A 17,010-nucleotide genomic window follows, 5' to 3' on the forward strand; every position below is an offset into this window, starting at 1 on the left:
CTCCGGCGTGAGAAGATCCCCTTGAAAAGAGGACAAACCGTGAAGCGATTCCGACGGGTTTTCCCTGCCGCGTGTGGTTTCTGTCTCGCCGTCGCTCTCGCGGCCGGTCCTGCGGCAGCCGCGACGCCGCCGATCTGCGAGTTCAACAGCTTCATGCAGGTCGACCAGAATGCGAAGGCCGTGGTGGGAGAGAAATACCCGTTCTGGCTCACGCTGTCGCATCCGGACAGCCGGTACTTCGGGCAGACCATCTCCGTGTCGGCGACCGTGGACTGGGGCGACGGCTCCGTCGAAACGTCGCCCCCGAAAGCGTTTGGCCAGAAATTTGGCAGCGCCTACTTCGGGGGGCAGGTGGAGCACGTATACAAGAGGACGGGCAAGTTCACCGTGAAGATCCTGCGCGGCACCGTGAACGGCCAGGCGTGCCCGCTCGGGCAGTTCAAGGCGTGGGAGGCCGGCTTCGGAGCGCCGACCGTGACCGTGATCGCGGGCCTGGCACAGGCGCAGGTTGTCCACGCCGTCCCGTCGTCAGGGGCCGCGGCGCTCGCGCAGAAGAAGGCACTCCCTCTCCCGACCCCGACGCCGCTGCCGGCCTCCGTCTCCGCGACCTCGCGGAAGGCGAAAGTCTTCGTCCCGACGCCGACGCCCATAAAGACGTACTCGATTCCGAGGTGAGGACGCGGCCGGCGTTCAGCGCACGGCGTTCTTGTAGATCTTCCCGTCCTTGACGATCACGAGGAAGTTCTTCGCGGGATCGGCAATCAGCTTCAGGTTGGCGATCGGGTCGCCGTCCACGAGGAGCAGGTCGGCCAGGGCGCCCTCCGCGACGACGCCGAGCCTGCCGGGATACGGGCTGCGCAGGCCGGAGAGCGCGAGCATCTCCGCGTTGTCCGCCGTCGCCATCCGCAGGATCTCGGCCGGCGTGTACCAGCGGACCATCTTCGCGAGCTGGTCCCCCTGTGTCGCGGCGACGGCCGCGTCGAACAGCGTATCGGTCCCCCATGCCGTCTTGATCCTGAATTTCTTCGCGAGGGCGTAGGCCGTGTCGGTGCCCTTGAACATCTCGAGCTGCTTGGCGCGGTTCGGCGAGCCCTCCGGGAACGCCGACGGGCGGTCGTCGAGGAACGGCTGGAGGCTCCACCAGATTCCCTTTTCGGCCATCAGCTTCGCGGTCGCGTCGTCGAGGAGCTGTCCGTGGTCGATGCACTTGACGCCTGCCTCGATCGCCTGCTTCACGGCGCGCGGCGTGTAGGCGTGAACGGTGACGTACGTGCCCCAGTTCTCGGCCGCCTCGACGGCGGCGCGCAGCTCGCCGACGGTGTACTGCGTGACGTCGAGCGGATCGTAGCTGGACGAGACGCCGCCGCCGGCCATCAGCTTGATCTGCGAGGCGCCGAGCGCGAGCTGCTCGCGCGCGCGCAGGCGCACCGTCGCGGCGTCGTCCGCGATGGCGGCGGCGCCGACGCGCTCGCTGTACGTGTAGTCGCCGGGCCGCGCCGGCAGGTCGTTCGGAAGGCGGAAGTCGCCGTGGCCGCCCGTCTGCGAGATGAACGCGCCGGAGGGCCAGATCCGCGGACCGGCCGCGAGGCCGGCGTCGATGCCGCTCTTGAGGCCGAAGATCGGGCCGCCGAGGTCGCGGACGCTCGTGAAGCCGCGCAGGAGCATGTCGTTCGCGGCCTTGACCGCGGCGACGTTCACGAAGCCGATGTCGCTCATGAGGATCGCGGCCTGCGGGATCGTCGCGAACATCAGGTGCGTGTGGGCGTCGATCAGCCCCGGCATCAGCGTCCGGCCGCCGCCCGCGATCCGGGTCACGGCCGAGCCGGCGGGAGCGGCGACGGGAGCCGTCGAGATCGACTTGATCACGTTTCCGACGACGAGAACGTTCGACGGCGCCGAGAGGCGGGCCGACGTGCCGTCGAAGATGCGGACGTTCTCGAAGAGGACGGCGGACGGCGGAGGGGCCTGTGCAGGGGCGGGTTGCGCCGCGACGCAGCCGAAAAGGGCGAGGATCGAGAGGGCATCCTGGGGGCGGAATTTCATGAGGTCTCCTGCTGTCCCTACGCCCGTCAGGGCTCCCGGGGTTTGGCTCTAGGGCGCCGTTCGCTCCTCGATCCTGAGGACGAGCAGCGTGCGGTCGTCGTCGGTCTCGTCGTGCCCGGTGTGCGCGCGCTGCGAGGCGAGAATGCGGTCCCGCAGCGCTGCGGCCGAGCCGCCGGCGCCCTCGCGGAGGCACTGTTCGAGCCTCACGAAGCCCCAGGGCTCTCCGCCTTCCTCACCCTTCGCGGCCTCGACGAGGCCGTCCGAGTAGACGACCCAGAGGTCGCCGGGAAGAAGCGGGGCCGTCACGGTCTGCCAGCCGGGCGGCAGCGCGACGCCGAGCGGGCGCGCCGCGTTCACGAGCGCCTCGACGGTCCCGTCGGGCCGCACGCGGTACGGGTACGGGTGGCCGGCGTTCGTGAACGACACCGTCGCCGTGCCGAAGTCGAAGGCGAGGTAGGCGAGCGTCACGAACGTCCGCGGGTCCGTCGAGCGGACGACCTCGACGTCGAGAAGCTCCATGAGCCGCGTCCCGGAGGCCCCGGTCTTCGCGAGGGCCGAGAGCGCCGCTTTCGAGGCCGCCATCACGATGCCCGTCGGAAGCCCGTGGCCGGAGACGTCCGCCACGACGACGGTCAGCGTCTTCGCGTCGCCCGAGAGGTCGTAGAAGTCGCCGCCGATCGCGGCCGCCGGCCGGAAGTCGACGGCGATCGAGACGCCGGGGAAGGAGAAGCCCGCCGGCGGAAGGAGCCGCCGCTGCAGGTCGCGCGCGACCTCGAGCTCGCGCTCGAGCGCCTCCTTCTCGGCCCGCGCCGCGACGCTCGCCGCGAGGCGCTCGGCCATGTGGTTGAAGCTCCCGACGAGCGCCGCGAGCTGGTCGTGCCCCTTGAGGAGGGCGCGGTGGCCGAAGTTGCCCTTCTCGATCTCGCCGAATCCCGTGGACAGCCTCCGCGTGGCGCGCGCGATCCGGTAGACGAGCAGGCCGGCGACGAGGGACGCGAGAAAGAAGACGACGAGCGTCGCGATCCCGAGGCCGCCCACGACCGCGAGGACGACGCGGCTCATCGGGACGTGCTCCGACCCCGCGACCGTCACGTCGCGGAACAGCTCCGACGCTTCCCGTGCGAGGGACGTGCGGACGAGAAAGAGGACCGGCTGCTTTTCGAGAGGCCGGCCGGTTTCCGCGTCGTGGACGCTCTCGCGCAGGAACAGGGGAAACGCGCTCCAGCGTCCGCTCCACGGCCCCGAGCCCGCCGGGGGCGCGGCCGTTTCGCCGCCGGTCTCGCCCTCGCCCCCCGAATCGGCTTCCCGCGAGAGGCTGACGCCCTTCTGCCTGCCGCCCGTGTCGAGCGAGAAGCGCACGCCGCCCTTGGGCACGTCGACGGTCTCTTCCTTGACCTTCACGGCCCCGAGGAGGCGGATCACGTTGCCGGTCTCCTTCTCGAGATCGCGGCGGAGGCCGGAGTCGAGCCGCTCCGTCAGGAGGAACGGCCCGTCCGGCCGGGGCACGACGGCGACCTCGTAGATCTCGGACCCCTGCTTGACGAGGTACACGCCGCGTTCCTTCATCCAGGGGCGCGGGGCGACCGCGGCCGGCGCGGCCGGGCCGCGGAGCGCGAGATCCCGCGCGCGGCTGAGGAGGCCCGCGTTCCGCCTCGCGAGCGCGGCCTCGACGCGGCGCGTCCCGAGCTGGCCCGCGACGACGAGGAGGCCCGCGTAGACGAAGAACGCCGCGAAGACGACGGCGGACATCAGGAGAAGGTACGAGACGACGAGCCGGCTCCCGACCCGCCACAGGAGGCCGCGCAGGAGCGCGCGGATGGCGGTCACGCAGAAGACGGCGCCGCCGAAGATGAGGAGGACGGCCCCGAGTCCCGCCCACGGCGTCTCGTCGCGCGCAAGCGTCACGACGAGGACACCCGCGGCCGTGAGCAGGCCGCTGACCTTGAACGTGCGCGAGAGCCTCATCGGGGCACGCGCGGGTCCGCGGGCGGCGCGGCGGGCTCGAGGGCCTTCGCCTCCGCCGCGAGGTACGTCGTCTGCGTCGGAAACGCGAAGCCGCTGCCGGCTTTCTCGACGGCGTGCATGAGCGAGAGGAGAAGCTCCTCCTGCACGCCGAGGAACGTCGCCCAGTCGGGCGCGAGGACGTACGCGTACACCTCCACGTCGAGCGTGTAGGCGCTCAGCTTCAGGAAGCGCACGCGCGCGGTCGCGGGCTCGACGCGGGGGTCGGCGGCGAGCCGCGCGCGGCAGCCGTCGAGGACGGCCTGCATCTGCGCGGCCGTGGTCTCGAAGGTGAGGCCGAGCGTGTGCCGGAACAGGAACTTGTCGCGTCGGCTCAGGTTCTCGATCTGCGAGGTCATCATCATCCCGTTCGGGATCGAGACGACGGTCCGCTCGAACGTGCGGATCCTCGTCGCGTAGAGCGTCACGTCCTCGACCTCGCCCTGCACGGTCCCGACCTTCACGACGTCGCCCACGCGCAGGATCTTGTCCGTGAGGACGACGACGCCTCCGAACAGGTTCTCGAGGCTCTTCTGGGCCGCGAAGGCGACCGCGATGCCGCCGATCCCGAGGCCCGCGAGCGTCGCGGTGAGGTTCACGCCGAGGACGCCGAGAGCCGCGATGGCGGTCCCGAGGACGACGATTCCCTGCAGGACGCGGCGGCCGATCGTGAGCGAGGACGTGGCGGCCTGCCCCGAGGCGAGGAGGCGCATCGTCGCCCGCGACGTCAGAAAGCCGACGAGCTGGACGAGGAGCCAGCCGACGGCGAAGACGAGCGCGAGGCGCACGCCGCGGGCGTAGGCGTACCGGCCGAGGAGCGGGAGACCGATGCGGTCGACGCAGAAGGCGTGGAGGGGAATCGCGACGAGGAGGGCGAGCGGCGCGCGGAAGGACGCGAGGCCGTTCCGGAAGTCGGCAAACGCCGTGCGGCGGCTCGCCGTCCGGTCGACGAGGCGGGCCGCGCCGTACACGAGGAGCCGCGCGACGAGCCAGGCGGCGGGCAGCAGCGCGAGAAACGCGAGGATCTGCCAGAGGCGGAACGAACCCCCGAACTGCCTGCGGAGAGGCGACGGCATGATCCGGTCCAGCTCCGGGACGGAGAGGTCTTTGAAGGCGGCCGGGACCTCGCGGAGCGTCTGCGACGAAACGAGCCAGATCGCGGGGCCCTCGGCCGGCCGCGTCCGGGCAAGGAGCACGTCGAAGGACTCGTCCCCGTGGTCGACCGATCCCGCGCGCTCGTAGTCGGGCCCGAGCCCGTCGTCCACGTTGCTGAGCGGGGTCCGGCTGAGCTTCTCGAGGTCGCCCGTGAACCGCTCGTCGACGACGGCCTTCAGCTCCCGGGCGATCTGCTCCCGCGACAGCTTCGCGCCTTTCGGCCACTGGAGGTACTCGGCGGCCGCCGTCCAGTTCTCCCTCGCGGCGGCGCGCATGAAGCCGAGGAACGCGCCGTACGGCGTCTCGCGCTTGTAGGGGTCGCCAGGCGTCTCGGCGGACGGCGCCGGCGCCGGCGTCGGGGAGAGCCCGGGGATCTGCGCCGCGAGCGGCCCGGCAGCGAGAAAGGCGGCGCCGAGGACGGCGGCAAGAGCGCTGGCGGCAAAGAAGCGTCGGATCGGGAGCGTCATCGGTTTTCCAGCCTACCGCAACGACGTCAGAAGGGGTCCGGCCCGTCCATCGCGCTCGCGGGCGGCTCCGGGCGGCGCGGCGGGCGGACGACCGTGACGGAGCAGTCGGCCTTCGAGGCCACCTCGGCGGAGACGCTCCCGAGAATCGAGCGGCGCACGGAGTCCGTCCGGGCGCCGATCACGACGTGGTCGACGTGGTTCGCCTCGACGTACTCGAGGATGGCCTCGGCGGGGTCCCTCGCCTCGAGGACGTGGAACGTGAGGCGCGTCTCGCCGATCGCGAGAGGCCGGGCCCAGTGCTTGAGCTCGACGAGGCGCTCCACGTGCTTGTTGCGGCCCGCTTCGTCCAGCGTCGTGTCGATCCCGATGCGGCGCTGCTTGAGGACGTTCAGGATCGCGAAGCGCGCGCCCGGGACGATCTCGATGAGGCGCCGGATCGTCACGCGCAGCGCCTCGAGGAGCTCCTCGTCGCCGTCGAGGTCCACGGCGGCCATCACGATGGGGGTGTCGGCCTTCGGAGGCGCGATCTCGCGGAGCGCGATGGGACGCACCTCGGGGTTGAACCGGCGGCGGATCCGGGCGCTCCACGAGTCGCGCTCGAGCTTCTCGGAGCGCGCGGTGAGCTTGACCTGGTCCGGGTGGGCGAGGTCGAACGCGAGATACGCGGCCGTCGGGTAGCGGCGCAGCGGGTCGACCTCGAGGCAGCGCAGGACGACCTCCTGGAGCCACGGCGGGTAGTCCGCCTTCAGGCGTCGGGGCGGCACGGGATCCCACCAGAGCCGTTTCTTCAGGGCGCGGGCGCCCTTCGGGTCGCCGAACGGGCGAACGCCCGTGGAGAAGAAGTAGAGGAGGACGCCGAGCGCGAAGATGTCGCTTCGCGGGTCGGTGCGGTTGCCGAGGATCTGCTCGGGCGCCATGTAGGGCGCCGTGCCGTACGGCACCCGGAACTCCTCGCCCATGAGGTCCGGAAGCTGGTCGTGGTGCGCGAGGCCGAAGTCCACGAGCGCGGCCTCGCCGCTCTCGCGCATGATGATGTTCGAGGGCTTGATGTCGAGGTGGACGACGTTCTGGTGGTGGAGGTCGAGCAGGGCGGCGGCGACCTTGATCCCGATCCTCGCGACCTCGGCGTAGGGGAGCGGGAGCTCGTCGAGCCTCGTGAGGAGCGTTTTCCCGTCGATGCGCTCCATCACGATGTAGGGCTGCACGGCGAAGTCGCCCGAGGCGACGAACTTCGGCACGTGGATGCCCGACAGGCGCGGCAGGATCATCTGCTCCATCTCGAAGCCGACGATCGCGGCCGGGTCCTCGCCCTCGAGGAGCGCGGGGACCTTCATGAGGAGATCCATCGAGATCCCGGGGCGCTCCACGCGCCGCAGCGTCGCCATCCCCCCGGTGTGGAGGAGGTCCCCCACGACGAACCCGTCGATCACGGCGCCCTTCTGGACGCGGATGCGGACGTTCACGTGCTCACTGGCCCCACGTGAGGCGCTCGGCGTACATGTCGGGCAGGGCGGCGCGCCGGATCTTCTTCGCGGCCTCTTCGACCTCGTACGGGACGCGGTGGTACGTGATTTCGGCGCGAGCCGTGTCGACGAGCGCCCAGCACGCGGCCGGGTTCCCGTCGCGCGGCTGCCCGACGGAGCCCATCACGGCGAGCCAGCGCCGCTGCGGCAGAAGGGGGATCGCGATGCCCGGCACGGGCCGGAACGGGATGAGCTTGAGCGTCTCGGACATGTTGTAGACGGTTGGCCGGTGCACGTGGCCGCAGAACGTGACGCGCCGGCGCGTCGCCTTGAGGCTGCGCGCCGCGTCCGCGGCGTCCGTCACGTACGTCCAGCGCGCCGGCGCCGCGGCGTCCGCATGGACGAACAGGCAGTCGCCCTCCTCGAGCGTCAGGGGAAGCGCGGCGAGGAACGCGCGCTGCTCGGGCCCGAGCTGGTTGCGCGTCCACTCGAGCCCGGACTCGACGGAGGAGTCCATCGTCGGGGTCCTCCCGCCCACCGCGGCGTCGTGGTTGCCCTGCAGCGCGATGCCGACGCCTTTCGCGACGCGGTCCATGATCGTCGACACGACCCAGTCGGGGTCGGCCCCGTAGTTCACGTAGTCGCCCAGGAAGACGAGCCGCTCGGCGTGACGCGCGGCGGCGTCGGCGAGGCAGGCCTCGAACGCCTCCCGGTTGGCGTGGATGTCCGCCATGAGCGCAAGCCGCATCGTCGGAGCGTATCGCGACGGGGATCGGCCCGGGAGAGGGAGGTGGTACCGCGTACGAGATTTGAACTCGTGATCTCCGCCTTGAGAGGGCGGCGTCCTAACCGCTAGACGAACGCGGCACGTTTTCCCACCACGAAGAGGCGTCCCCACGTGCGCGGGGACGCGGAATTTAGCACGGGCGGCGGCGCGGCCACAAATCGCGCGGGGAGGAGGAGAATCCCCCCATGGAATTCGGAATTCTCGGCCTCGAGCTCTCGGGCAAGACGACGATCTTCTCCCTCCTCACCGGCCACCAGACAGCGGCGACGCCGCACAAACGCGAGGCCCACGTCGGGATCGCGCACGTCCCCGACGCGCGGCTGGACCGGCTCACGGCGATGTTCAAGCCGAAGAAGCACACGCCGGCGACCGTCAAGTTCGTGGACGTCCCCGGCGTGGCGAAGGGCGGAGCCCAGAGCCTGAACCTCCCCGAGCTGCGCCAGATGGACGGCCTCGCCGTCGTCGTGCGCGCGTTCGCCTCCGACGCGATCCCGCACCCCGAGGGGTCCGTGGACCCGGCGCGCGACCTCGAGCTCCTCGAGACCGAGATGCTCCTCGCGGACCTCTCCGTCGTCACGAACCGCCTCGAGCGCGTCGAGAAGGACATGGCGAAGAAGAAGACGCCCGAGCTCCAGACCGAAAAGGACCTCCTCGTGCGCTTCAAGGCCGCGCTCGACAAGGGCGAGCCGCTGCGCGGCTTCGACGTCCACGTCGAGGAGGAGAAGTACGTCAAGGGGTTCGGCCTCCTGACGCGAAAGCCCATGCTCGTGATCCTGAACGCGGGCGAGGGCGACGCCGGCGACCTCGCGGGCGCGCTCGCGAAGGCGAAGCTCGACGCATGGAAGGGCAAGCCGCACGTCGCGTTCAGCGCCGTCTCGGCGCCGATCGAGCAGGAGATCGCCGCGATGGCGCCGGAGGACCAGGCCGAGTTACTCAAGGGCCTCGGCCTCCCGGACCGCGCGCTCGACCGGCTGCTGCGCGCCGCCTACGACCTCCTCGGCCTCATGTCGTTCCTCACGGCGGGCGAGGACGAGTGCCGCGCGTGGTCGATCCCGAAGGGGACGCACGCGGCGAAGGCCGCGGCCGCGATCCACACGGACTTCGAGAAGCACTTCATCAGGGCCGAGGTCGTGCCGTTCGAGACGCTCGTCGAGGCCGGGGGCTCGCTCGCCCAGTGCAAGACGCATGGCACCCTGCGCGTCGAGGGCCGCGACTACGTCGTGAAGGACGGCGACGTCATCAACTTCCGGGTGAGCGCGTAGCGCGGGAGCCGCCCGGCCTAGAATTCGTCTCAAATCGGAGGATCCATGAGACGGCTCGTTCTCGCGGCGCTTCTGCTCGCGTTTCCGCTTTCCGCCCAGCCCGCTGCGCCGGGAGCCAGGCCGCCCGTCCTCGCTCCGCTGGACGCGCTGTACCCGGACCTCGACGCGCTCTACGTCGACCTTCACCGGACGCCGGAGCTCTCACTCCACGAGGAGAAGACCGCCGCGAAGATGGCGGCCCGGCTCAGGGCCCTCGGCTTCGAGGTGACCGAGCGCGTCGGGGGGTGGGGCGTCGTGGGCGTCCTCCGGAACGGGAAGGGGCCGACCGTCCTCGTGCGGACGGACATGGACGCGCTCCCCATCAAGGAGCAGACGGGCCTCTCGTACGCGAGCACGGTGACGGCGAAGAACGACGCGGGGGAGACCGTGCCCGTCATGCACGCCTGCAGCCACGACATCCACATGACCTCGTGGATCGGAGCCGCCACTCTTCTCTCGCGCGCGAAGAACCGCTGGAGCGGCACGCTCGTTTTCGTCGCCCAGCCCGCCGAGGAGATGCTCCAGGGCGCCGAGGCCATGGTGAAGGACGGCCTCTTGACGCGCTTCCCGAAGCCGGACTTCGTGCTCGGCCTGCACGGCTCGAATTTCATCCCCGCGGGCCAGATCGGGATCGTCGCGGGTCCGGCATCCGCGGCCTCGAACGCCGTGGACATCACGTTCTACGGGCGGGGCGGGCACGGAGCGATGCCGCATCGCACGATCGACCCGGTCGTGATGGCGGCGCGCGCCGTCGTCACGCTTCAGACGATCGTCGCCCGCGAGGTGAATCCGTTCGACCCCGCCGTCGTGACGGTCGGGACGTTCCACGCCGGGACGAAGCGCAACGTCATCCCCGACGAGGCGAAGCTCGAGCTGACGGTCCGGTCCTACAAGGCCGAGGTCCAGAAACACCTCCTCGAGGCGATCGAGCGCATCGCGAAGGCGGAAGCGGCGGCCGCCGGCGCGCCGCGTGCGCCCGCGGTGACGCTGGACCCGAAGGAGGCGTCCGAGGTGGTCGTCAACGACCCCGCGCTGACGGCGCGGCTCGGCGCGTCCCTGCGCCGGTCGCTCGGCAGCGACGTCGTGGTCCCGATCGACCCGACGCCGTCCTCGGAGGACATCGGCGTCTACGGCCGCGTCGCGGGCGTCCCGTCCGTTCAGCTCCGCGTGGGCGCACCCGAGGCGGCCGTGTACGCGAAGGCGAAGGCCGAAGGGAAGCTGCCGCCCGGACCGCACAACGGCGGATTCAAGCCGGACAAGGAGCCCACGATTCGCGGCGGCGTCACCGCGCTGACGCTCTCCGTGCTGGAGCTCTGCGCCCCGGCGGCGAAACTCTAGGCGCTCCCGTCAGTCCTTCTGGAACGCCCAGCGGAAGATCTCGGGCAGCGTCGGCTTCTTGCCGTACATGAGGATGCCCACGCGGTAGACCCGTCCCGCGAACCACGCGACGGCCCAGATCGTCAGGACGAGGATCGTGACGGAGACGCCGATCTGCCAGAGCGGTGGCGTCTGCACGCTGATGCGCATGAACATCATGAGCGGCGCCGTGAACGGGAAGAACGAGAGCACCGTCGCGAGGCGGCCGTTCGGCTGGTTGAACGCGAAGAACCACGTCGTCGACGTGAGGATGAGCATCATGCCGGGGATCATCACGAACTGCTGCGCCTCCTGCTCCGTGTTGAACGGGGCCGAGAGCGCGGCGTAGAGAGACGCGTACAGGAAGTAGCCGAGCACGAAGAAGAGGACGAACGCGCCGATCGTCGCGACCGGGATGTGGGGGAGCCCCTCGCCCATGCCGGCGAGCGCGGCGACGCCCGGCAGCGTGATCGCGATCGCGAGGGTGGCCCACACGGTGTATTGCGTGAGGCCGACGAGCCCGATCCCGAGGATCTTTCCGAGCATGAGCGTCGTCGGCCGGATCGACGAGACGATGACCTCGACGATGCGGTTGTTCTTCTCCTCGAGGACGCCGCGCATGATGTAGGCGCCGTACACGAAGATCGAGATGTAGATCAGGAAGAAGAACGTCGCCGAGATCGCGAGGTTCATTCCGACGTTTTTGCCGCTCTCGCCGCTCTCGACCTCCTTCGCCTCGTGCGGCTCGAGGTCGACGCGCAGGCGCGCGGCCTCGTAGACCTTCGGGTCGACGCCCTTGTCCTTGAGGCGCTCCTTCGTCGCGGCCCGCGACAGGAGGCTCGCGATCTGCTCGCGCATGACGACCTCCGCCTTCACGCTCTGGGCGCGCCACTCGGCGTGGCCCGTCTCGAGCGTCTTCGGCGTCAGGACGATGTAGGCCTTGATCTTCTCGGACTGGACGTCCTTGTTGAGCCGCGTGCGGACGTCGGGCAGCGTCTCGGGCGTCGCGTCCACCTTGAAGAGGTCGAGCTGCGTCGCGATCTTCTGGCTGCGGCTCTCGTTCATCTTCTCGGTGACGGACTTCTCGTCGACCTTCGTCGTCGTCGCCTTCTCTTCCTTATTCGGCTTCTCGGCGTCCCCGTCCGACGGCCGCGCCTTGTACTCGGCGACGAGCGGCTCGTAGAGGCGGCCGGAAAGGTCGACGACGGCGATCCGGCCCTTCGCGACGAGCGTCCTGGTCAGCGCGACCTGGATGAAGATCATGCCGAGGCCGAGCGTCGGGATCAGGAATGTCGCGACCCAGAATGCCTTCCCGCGCACCTGCTGGAGGTACTCGCGCTTGATGACGGCGACAAGCTTGGAATCCATGGCTACTTCAGCTCCTCGGCGGTCGGCGCCTGAAGACCCGACTCCTGGACGCACTTGATGAAGATGTTCTCGAGCTCGGGCTCGGGCTCGACGGGCGGCGGCAGCGGGACGCGGCCCCGGTAGGAGATCTTGATCTCCTTGACCGTGCCGTCCAGGAGCTTCTGCGCGCGGTAGAGGAGCGCGATCCTCTCGCAGAGGCGCTCGGCCTGCTCGAGGACGTGCGTCGAGAAGACCACCGTCTTGCCCTGCTTCTTGAACGCGGTCAGGAAGTCCTTCACGAGGACGACGTTGATCGGATCGAGGCCGCTGAACGGCTCGTCGAGGATGAGGATCTCCGGGTCGTGGACGATCGTCCCGAGGAACTGGACCTTCTGCTGCATGCCCTTGCTGAGCTCCTCGGTCTTCTTCTGGAGCCACGGGCGCAGGTCCATCGAGTCGATCCACGGCGAAAGGCGTTTCATCGCGGTCGCCTTGTCGACGCTCTTGATCGCGGCGAAGAACAGCAGCTGGTCGATGACCTTCATCTTCCGATAGAGGCCGCGCTCCTCGGGCAGATAGCCGATCCGCTCCTGGAGCTTCTCGTTCATCACCTCGCCGAGGACGCGGATCTCGCCCTCGTCCGGCTTCGTGATGTTCATGATCATGCGGATCGTCGTCGTCTTGCCGGCGCCGTTCGGGCCGAGGAGGCCGAACGTCACGCCGTGGGGGATCTCGAGGTCGAGCTTGTTCACGGCCGTGAACTTGCCGAAGCGCTTCACGACACCGTGGAGCGAGATCGCGGCGGTCATGGAATTCTTTTCCTCCTGCGAGAAGCCGGAGAGATATACGGGCGGGCGAGGGTGAAGTTTAGGTCCGCGGGAGACGGCGCCGCTAAACGCCCTTTCCGGCAGGGACTTGCGCCGCGCCCCGGAGTTCGCTATGGTCCGCTGCCCGCGATCCCCGCGTGCGCCCATAGCTCAACTGGACCAGAGCGTTTGACTACGGATCAAAAGGTTGGGGGTTCGAGTCCTCCTGGGCGCACCACTCGATTTCACGGCAATATAGGCGTGAGGTGGCTCGTGAACGGATCGCTGCGTTCGACTCTTCTGCTCTCCTCCGCCTTGCTGCTCGCGCCCGGCTGCTCGTCAGGGCCGGTCGAGGTCAAGGCCGTCCCCGAAGCCCGCGCCGACGCGGCGTGCCCCTCGGGCCCCGGCGGGCGGCTGACCGGAAACTCCTTCTCCCGGCAGAGGAACGGAAAGCTGGTTTCGGGAGCGAGCCGGCCGGTTTACCTCGATCCCGCCACCCGCTACTCGGCCGCGGTCTTTCGGGCGATCGTCGAGCATCAGAACAAGAAGAGCTTCTTCAAGGCCGAGAAGGAAAGCGGGACGGTCGTGCCCGACCCCGCCATGCTCAAGTGCCGGCGGATCGTTCAGGCGGACGCCGAGGGCAGGTTCACGTTCACGGACGTGCCGGCCGGCTCGTACTTCGTCTCGTCGTACGTGTCGTGGATCAAGCCTGACGGGGAACACGAGTGGGTCGGGATGTGGAACCTCAGCCCCGTCGTCATTTCCGCCGACGGGAAGGCCGTCGACGTGGTCCTGAGCGGCGGCCCGGAGACGATCGCGGATCCGCCCGCGCCGCGCCGCTGATCCGGGGAGGCTCGGCTCTCCGCTCCTCAGCGAACGTTGCTGATCGAGTTCTTGACCGTGTCGTGCTTCGTTTTCATGATCTTCGAAACGGCCGTGTAGGAACGATTCTCGTCCTGCATCTGCCTCTGGAGCTGGAGGTACTGCAGGTTGAAGCTCATCTGCGTCTCCTGCATCTGTTTCGTCGCCTGAAGGAGCTGGTTCTGCGAGCTTCCTCCCGCCGCGGCGCCGATGGCTGACCCGATCTTTCCAATCTCCGCAGCCTTCGCCGAAAGCTTCGCGTAGAGCGTGGAGAGCTTCTCGGCGGCCTCGCGATATTTCTGAAAGTGGCTGTCGAGGGAGGCGAGATCGGCGCCGGTCTCGCTGATGTACCGCTCGGCCGCCTGAGCGCCGCCCGCCGAAGCCTTGGGCGGGGCGGGGACTTCTGCCGCCGCCCGACCGGAGGCGGCGCCCGCGAGCGCCATGACGACGGACACGGATCGGGCCCACTTGAACATCTCGCACCTCCGTGGCAGCTTTCCGCGACTATCGCACGCGGAGGGCGCCGGCATCCCGTAATCTCCGGGGCGTGGAGCACGCGTCCGACGTCCGTTTCATGCAGCAGGCGCTCGCCGCGGCGCGACGCGCGCCTCTCCACGCCGACGTGCCCGTCGGCGCGGTCGTCGTGAAGGACGGCGCCGTGATCTCGCGCGCGTGGAACGCGCGCGAGAAGGGCGCCGACCCGACCGCGCACGCCGAGGTCCTCGCGATCCGCAAGGCCGCCAGGAAGCTCGGCTCGTGGCGGCTCGACGGCTGCACGCTCTACGTCACGCTCGAGCCCTGCGCGATGTGCGCCGGGGCGATCGTCCTCTCCCGGCTCCCGCGCCTCGTCTACGGCGCCTCCGACCCGAAGGCGGGGTTCGTGGGCTCGCTCGGCGACCTCTGCCGCGATCCGCGCCTCAACCACCGGCCGGCCGTCACCGCCGGCGTCCTCGCGGAGGAGTGCGGGAGAATCCTCGTGGAATTCTTCCGTGAAAAACGCCGGACCGCCCGCGCCGCCCGCTGAGAACGGATTCGAGGCCCCCGAGGCGCCCGCGCTGCGCTGTCCGTCCTGCGGGGCCGCCGTGCGCGAGGGCGACCGCGCGTGCTCGCATTGCGGGTCGCTCCTCGCGACGCGGCGCTGCATCGCGTGCTTCGCGCTCTCCCCGCGCGACGCCGAGAAGTGCGTGCGCTGCGGCGCGCTTCTGCCCGCCGAGGCGCTGAACGCCGTCCCAGGGACGTGTCCGGACTGCAAGGCGGGCTTCGTGGCGCGGCAGGCGGGAGTCGCGGGCTTCTCCGAGTGCCCGCGCTGCGGCGGGCTCTTCCTGGTTCGGGCGTCGTTCGACGCGGTCGTCAAGGATGCCGCGACGCGCGAACTGGCGCGCGCTCTTGACGCCCGCCCGGAGCGGGTCGCCCCGGAACGCGGCTTCCGCTACCGCGCGTGCCCCGTCTGCCGGAAGTTCATGAATCGGTCGAACTTCGGCGCCGGCTCGGGCGTCATCGTGGACGTCTGCGGGCACCACGGCGCCTTCCTCGACCGCGGCGAGCTCACGCGCATCGTGGACTTCGTCGAGAAGGGCGGCTGGGAGAGGGTCAAGAAGAGAGAAAAACAAAGAATGGAAGAAGAGATATCTGCTTTAGAAAGTAGAAAGAGGGGGGCGTCGGAGCTGGGCCCGACCCCGGCGCCGTTCCCTTCGGGCGACGAAGGACACCTCGGGGACGTTCTCGCGTTTCTGGGTCGCCTCTTCCTCTGACCCGGCCCGATCGGGTAACCTCCGCGGTCTGCCGCGCTGCGGACAGGTGTCCGAGTGGTTTAAGGAGCACGGTTGGAAGCCGTGTGTAGCTGAAAGGTTACCGTGGGTTCGAATCCCACCCTGTCCGCCAGTTTTTTCGCCCTTCGAGGTCAGCTCCGGCACGCGATGTGCACTCCCGTGCGGGGGTCCGTCCGTTCCGGCACCTCCGAAAGGAGACCTCTTCGATGAAGAGATCGCCCGCCGCCGCCCTCCTCGCCGTGTTCGCCTCGGTCCTCGCAGCCCCGGCCTATGCCGCCGGTCCCCTCCTCGAAAAGGACGTCGACGTCCCGCGCGCGACGCGGATCGAAGTCGGCCTCGCGTGGGAGAAGTGCACGCTGATCGACGTCGAGTCGCACAACGCGCCGGACGAGAAGATGGTGCAGTCCGCGAAGGCGAATGATCCCAAGGACCTCACGTTCCTCCTCCTGCGCTTCCGCTACGCGAACGCCGACTGGGTCGACCACCGGGTGCGCCTGACTGCCGTCCTCCTGAACGCCGAGGGCAACGTCGTCGGCGACGCGAGCCATACGGCGACGATGGACAAGGGCCAGAAGAACGACACGATCAGCTTCGCGATGAAGATCAAGACCGTCGACTGGCCGGAGGCGAAGAAGCTCCGTGTGACGGCCAGCTTCCTGAAGTAGCGCGATCCCGCTCTTTCCCCTATGATCCGCGGCTCCGATCGGCCGGACCGTGCGGTGAGGTGCTGGAGTGGTTGATCAGGACGGTCTCGAAAACCGTTTTACCCGAAAGGGTAACGTGGGTTCGAATCCCACCCTCACCGCCAGCTGATCAGGCCGGACCCCGGTCGTCCCCCGGGGCTCCCTTCCAGCGGTTGTGAAGCCAGAGCCAGTTGTGCGGCCGGCGCCGCACGGCCTCCTCGATCTTCAAAGTGAAGGCCGCGACGTCTTCCACCTCGTTCCCCGTCACCGGGAGAGGCGCGGAGACGACCGCCCGGTGGCGGGCGGTGCCCTCCCGCCAGTACTCGACGAAGTGGACCGGGCAGCCGGCTTTCGCCGCCGCGACGGCGATCGACGGCGAGGTCAGGGCGGGGCGGCCGAAGAACGGCACGGCGACGCCGCGCGAAAACCTCTGGTCGATGATGAAGACGACGATCTCTCCCTTTCCAAGAAGCTCGAGCGCCCGCCGCATCGTCCCGCGCTCGTTCGGCAGGAGGCCGAGCCCGTAGGCGATGCGGACGCGTTCGATGAGCGCGGCGGCGGATTTCGAGCTCGGGATCTTCACGACGAGCGACGCCTTGAGCCCCGTCTCGCGCGCGATGAGGGCCCCGACGAGGTCCCACGAGCCGAGGTGGCCCGAGTAGAGGAGCGCCCCCTGGCCCGCGGCCTGCTTCTCGGCGATCGGCTCCATGCCCTCCAGCGAGAGAACGACGCTCCCGCGGACACGCTCGTCGTGCAGGAGCTCGAAGTACCCGAGGATGAGCTCGACCATCATCTGGCGGAGCGGGGCGCCCGGCGGGACGCCCGGGAACGCGCTCCGGAAGTTGCGGACGGCGAGGCCCCGCCGGATCGGGATGAAGAGCCACCAGAGCCACGCGGCGGCCCCCGAGAACCCCGCCGCCACGGCGAGCGGCGTGCGGGCCATGATCCACGCGACGAACAGCATGCGCCCG

At 69.6% G+C, this 17,010-nt stretch carries 16 protein-coding genes and 4 tRNA genes; 10 read left to right on the forward strand and 10 right to left on the reverse strand.

The features are described from left to right. Positions 1 to 39: 39 nt before the first annotated feature. On the forward strand, positions 40 to 675 hold the full coding sequence (locus IPL89_02375) for a hypothetical protein (protein ID MBK9062037.1): 636 nt from the start codon (positions 40 to 42) through the stop codon (positions 673 to 675). Between the two features lie 15 nt (positions 676 to 690). Here IPL89_02375 and IPL89_02380 read toward each other — a convergent pair whose 3' ends face one another. The 6 genes from IPL89_02380 to IPL89_02405 all read right to left on the reverse strand — a co-directional run bounded on the left by IPL89_02380 (position 691) and on the right by IPL89_02405 (position 7,996). Continuing rightward, positions 691 to 2,043 (reverse strand): amidohydrolase family protein, encoded by a 1,353-nt coding sequence (locus IPL89_02380; protein MBK9062038.1) that lies wholly within the window; start codon positions 2,041 to 2,043, stop codon positions 691 to 693. Positions 2,044 to 2,091: 48 nt separating this feature from the next. Next, positions 2,092 to 4,008 carry a SpoIIE family protein phosphatase gene (locus tag IPL89_02385; GenBank protein ID MBK9062039.1) on the reverse strand — a complete coding sequence of 639 codons (1,917 nt, stop codon included), beginning with the start codon at positions 4,006 to 4,008 and terminating at the stop codon, positions 2,092 to 2,094. Next, entirely contained in the window at positions 4,005 to 5,666 is a 1,662-nt protein-coding gene (locus IPL89_02390; protein ID MBK9062040.1) for a mechanosensitive ion channel family protein, read from the reverse strand. The genes IPL89_02385 and IPL89_02390 overlap by 4 nt, the downstream gene beginning before the upstream one ends. 26 nt (positions 5,667 to 5,692) lie before the next feature. Beyond that, on the reverse strand, positions 5,693 to 7,051 hold the full coding sequence (locus IPL89_02395) for a universal stress protein (protein MBK9062041.1): 1,359 nt from the start codon (positions 7,049 to 7,051) through the stop codon (positions 5,693 to 5,695). 82 nt (positions 7,052 to 7,133) lie between these two features. Next, complete coding sequence (locus IPL89_02400) at positions 7,134 to 7,877, reverse strand: metallophosphoesterase family protein (GenBank protein MBK9062042.1); 744 nt, start codon at positions 7,875 to 7,877, stop codon at positions 7,134 to 7,136. Between the two features lie 43 nt (positions 7,878 to 7,920). Beyond that, positions 7,921 to 7,996, reverse strand: a tRNA-Glu gene (locus IPL89_02405). A 105-nt stretch (positions 7,997 to 8,101) separates the two neighbouring features. Between IPL89_02405 and ychF the strand changes: the two genes are divergently transcribed. Then, positions 8,102 to 9,178, forward strand: a complete 1,077-nt coding sequence (gene ychF / locus IPL89_02410; GenBank protein ID MBK9062043.1) for a redox-regulated ATPase YchF — start codon at positions 8,102 to 8,104, stop codon at positions 9,176 to 9,178. A 45-nt stretch (positions 9,179 to 9,223) separates the two neighbouring features. Further along, positions 9,224 to 10,555 carry an amidohydrolase gene (locus tag IPL89_02415; GenBank protein MBK9062044.1) on the forward strand — a complete coding sequence of 444 codons (1,332 nt, stop codon included), beginning with the start codon at positions 9,224 to 9,226 and terminating at the stop codon, positions 10,553 to 10,555. Positions 10,556 to 10,564: 9 nt separating this feature from the next. Here the strand turns inward: IPL89_02415 and IPL89_02420 are convergent, their stop codons facing one another. Together IPL89_02420 and IPL89_02425 are read right to left on the reverse strand one after the other, a co-directional pair. Next, positions 10,565 to 11,941, reverse strand: coding sequence for an ABC transporter permease (locus IPL89_02420; protein ID MBK9062045.1), 1,377 nt, complete (start codon positions 11,939 to 11,941; stop codon positions 10,565 to 10,567). A 2-nt stretch (positions 11,942 to 11,943) separates the two neighbouring features. Continuing rightward, a complete protein-coding gene (locus tag IPL89_02425) occupies positions 11,944 to 12,729 on the reverse strand; it encodes an ATP-binding cassette domain-containing protein (protein ID MBK9062046.1) in 786 nt (261 codons plus the stop codon). 157 nt (positions 12,730 to 12,886) lie between these two features. Between IPL89_02425 and IPL89_02430 the strand changes: the two genes are divergently transcribed. Next, positions 12,887 to 12,964 (forward strand) — tRNA-Arg (locus IPL89_02430). A gap of 35 nt (positions 12,965 to 12,999) precedes the next feature. Continuing rightward, on the forward strand, positions 13,000 to 13,569 hold the full coding sequence (locus tag IPL89_02435) for a hypothetical protein (protein MBK9062047.1): 570 nt from the start codon (positions 13,000 to 13,002) through the stop codon (positions 13,567 to 13,569). 26 nt (positions 13,570 to 13,595) lie between these two features. On the opposite strand, the gene IPL89_02440 is transcribed toward IPL89_02435, so the two are convergent. Beyond that, the gene (locus tag IPL89_02440; GenBank protein MBK9062048.1) at positions 13,596 to 14,063 is read right to left on the reverse strand and encodes a hypothetical protein; all 468 of its coding nucleotides are present in this window, start codon (positions 14,061 to 14,063) and stop codon (positions 13,596 to 13,598) included. Positions 14,064 to 14,161: 98 nt separating this feature from the next. Here IPL89_02440 and IPL89_02445 point away from each other — a divergent pair, with 98 nt between their 5' ends. From IPL89_02445 to IPL89_02465, 5 genes are all read left to right on the forward strand, one after another. Then, positions 14,162 to 14,611 (forward strand): nucleoside deaminase, encoded by a 450-nt coding sequence (locus IPL89_02445; protein ID MBK9062049.1) that lies wholly within the window; start codon positions 14,162 to 14,164, stop codon positions 14,609 to 14,611. Then, the gene (locus IPL89_02450) at positions 14,577 to 15,338 is read left to right on the forward strand and encodes a zinc ribbon domain-containing protein (GenBank protein MBK9062050.1); all 762 of its coding nucleotides are present in this window, start codon (positions 14,577 to 14,579) and stop codon (positions 15,336 to 15,338) included. Before IPL89_02445 ends, IPL89_02450 begins: the two co-directional genes overlap by 35 nt. A 40-nt stretch (positions 15,339 to 15,378) precedes the next feature. After that, positions 15,379 to 15,468: transfer RNA gene (locus IPL89_02455), tRNA-Ser, on the forward strand. Between the two features lie 94 nt (positions 15,469 to 15,562). Beyond that, positions 15,563 to 16,021 (forward strand): hypothetical protein, encoded by a 459-nt coding sequence (locus IPL89_02460; protein ID MBK9062051.1) that lies wholly within the window; start codon positions 15,563 to 15,565, stop codon positions 16,019 to 16,021. A gap of 53 nt (positions 16,022 to 16,074) precedes the next feature. Continuing rightward, positions 16,075 to 16,164 (forward strand) — tRNA-Ser (locus IPL89_02465). Between the two features lie 5 nt (positions 16,165 to 16,169). On the opposite strand, the gene IPL89_02470 is transcribed toward IPL89_02465, so the two are convergent. After that, a complete protein-coding gene (locus IPL89_02470) occupies positions 16,170 to 17,003 on the reverse strand; it encodes a lysophospholipid acyltransferase family protein (GenBank protein MBK9062052.1) in 834 nt (277 codons plus the stop codon). Between the last annotated feature and the right edge of the window lie 7 nt (positions 17,004 to 17,010).

This window comes from Acidobacteriota bacterium (genome assembly GCA_016716715.1).
GTDB lineage: Bacteria > Acidobacteriota > Thermoanaerobaculia > UBA5066 > UBA5066 > Fen-183.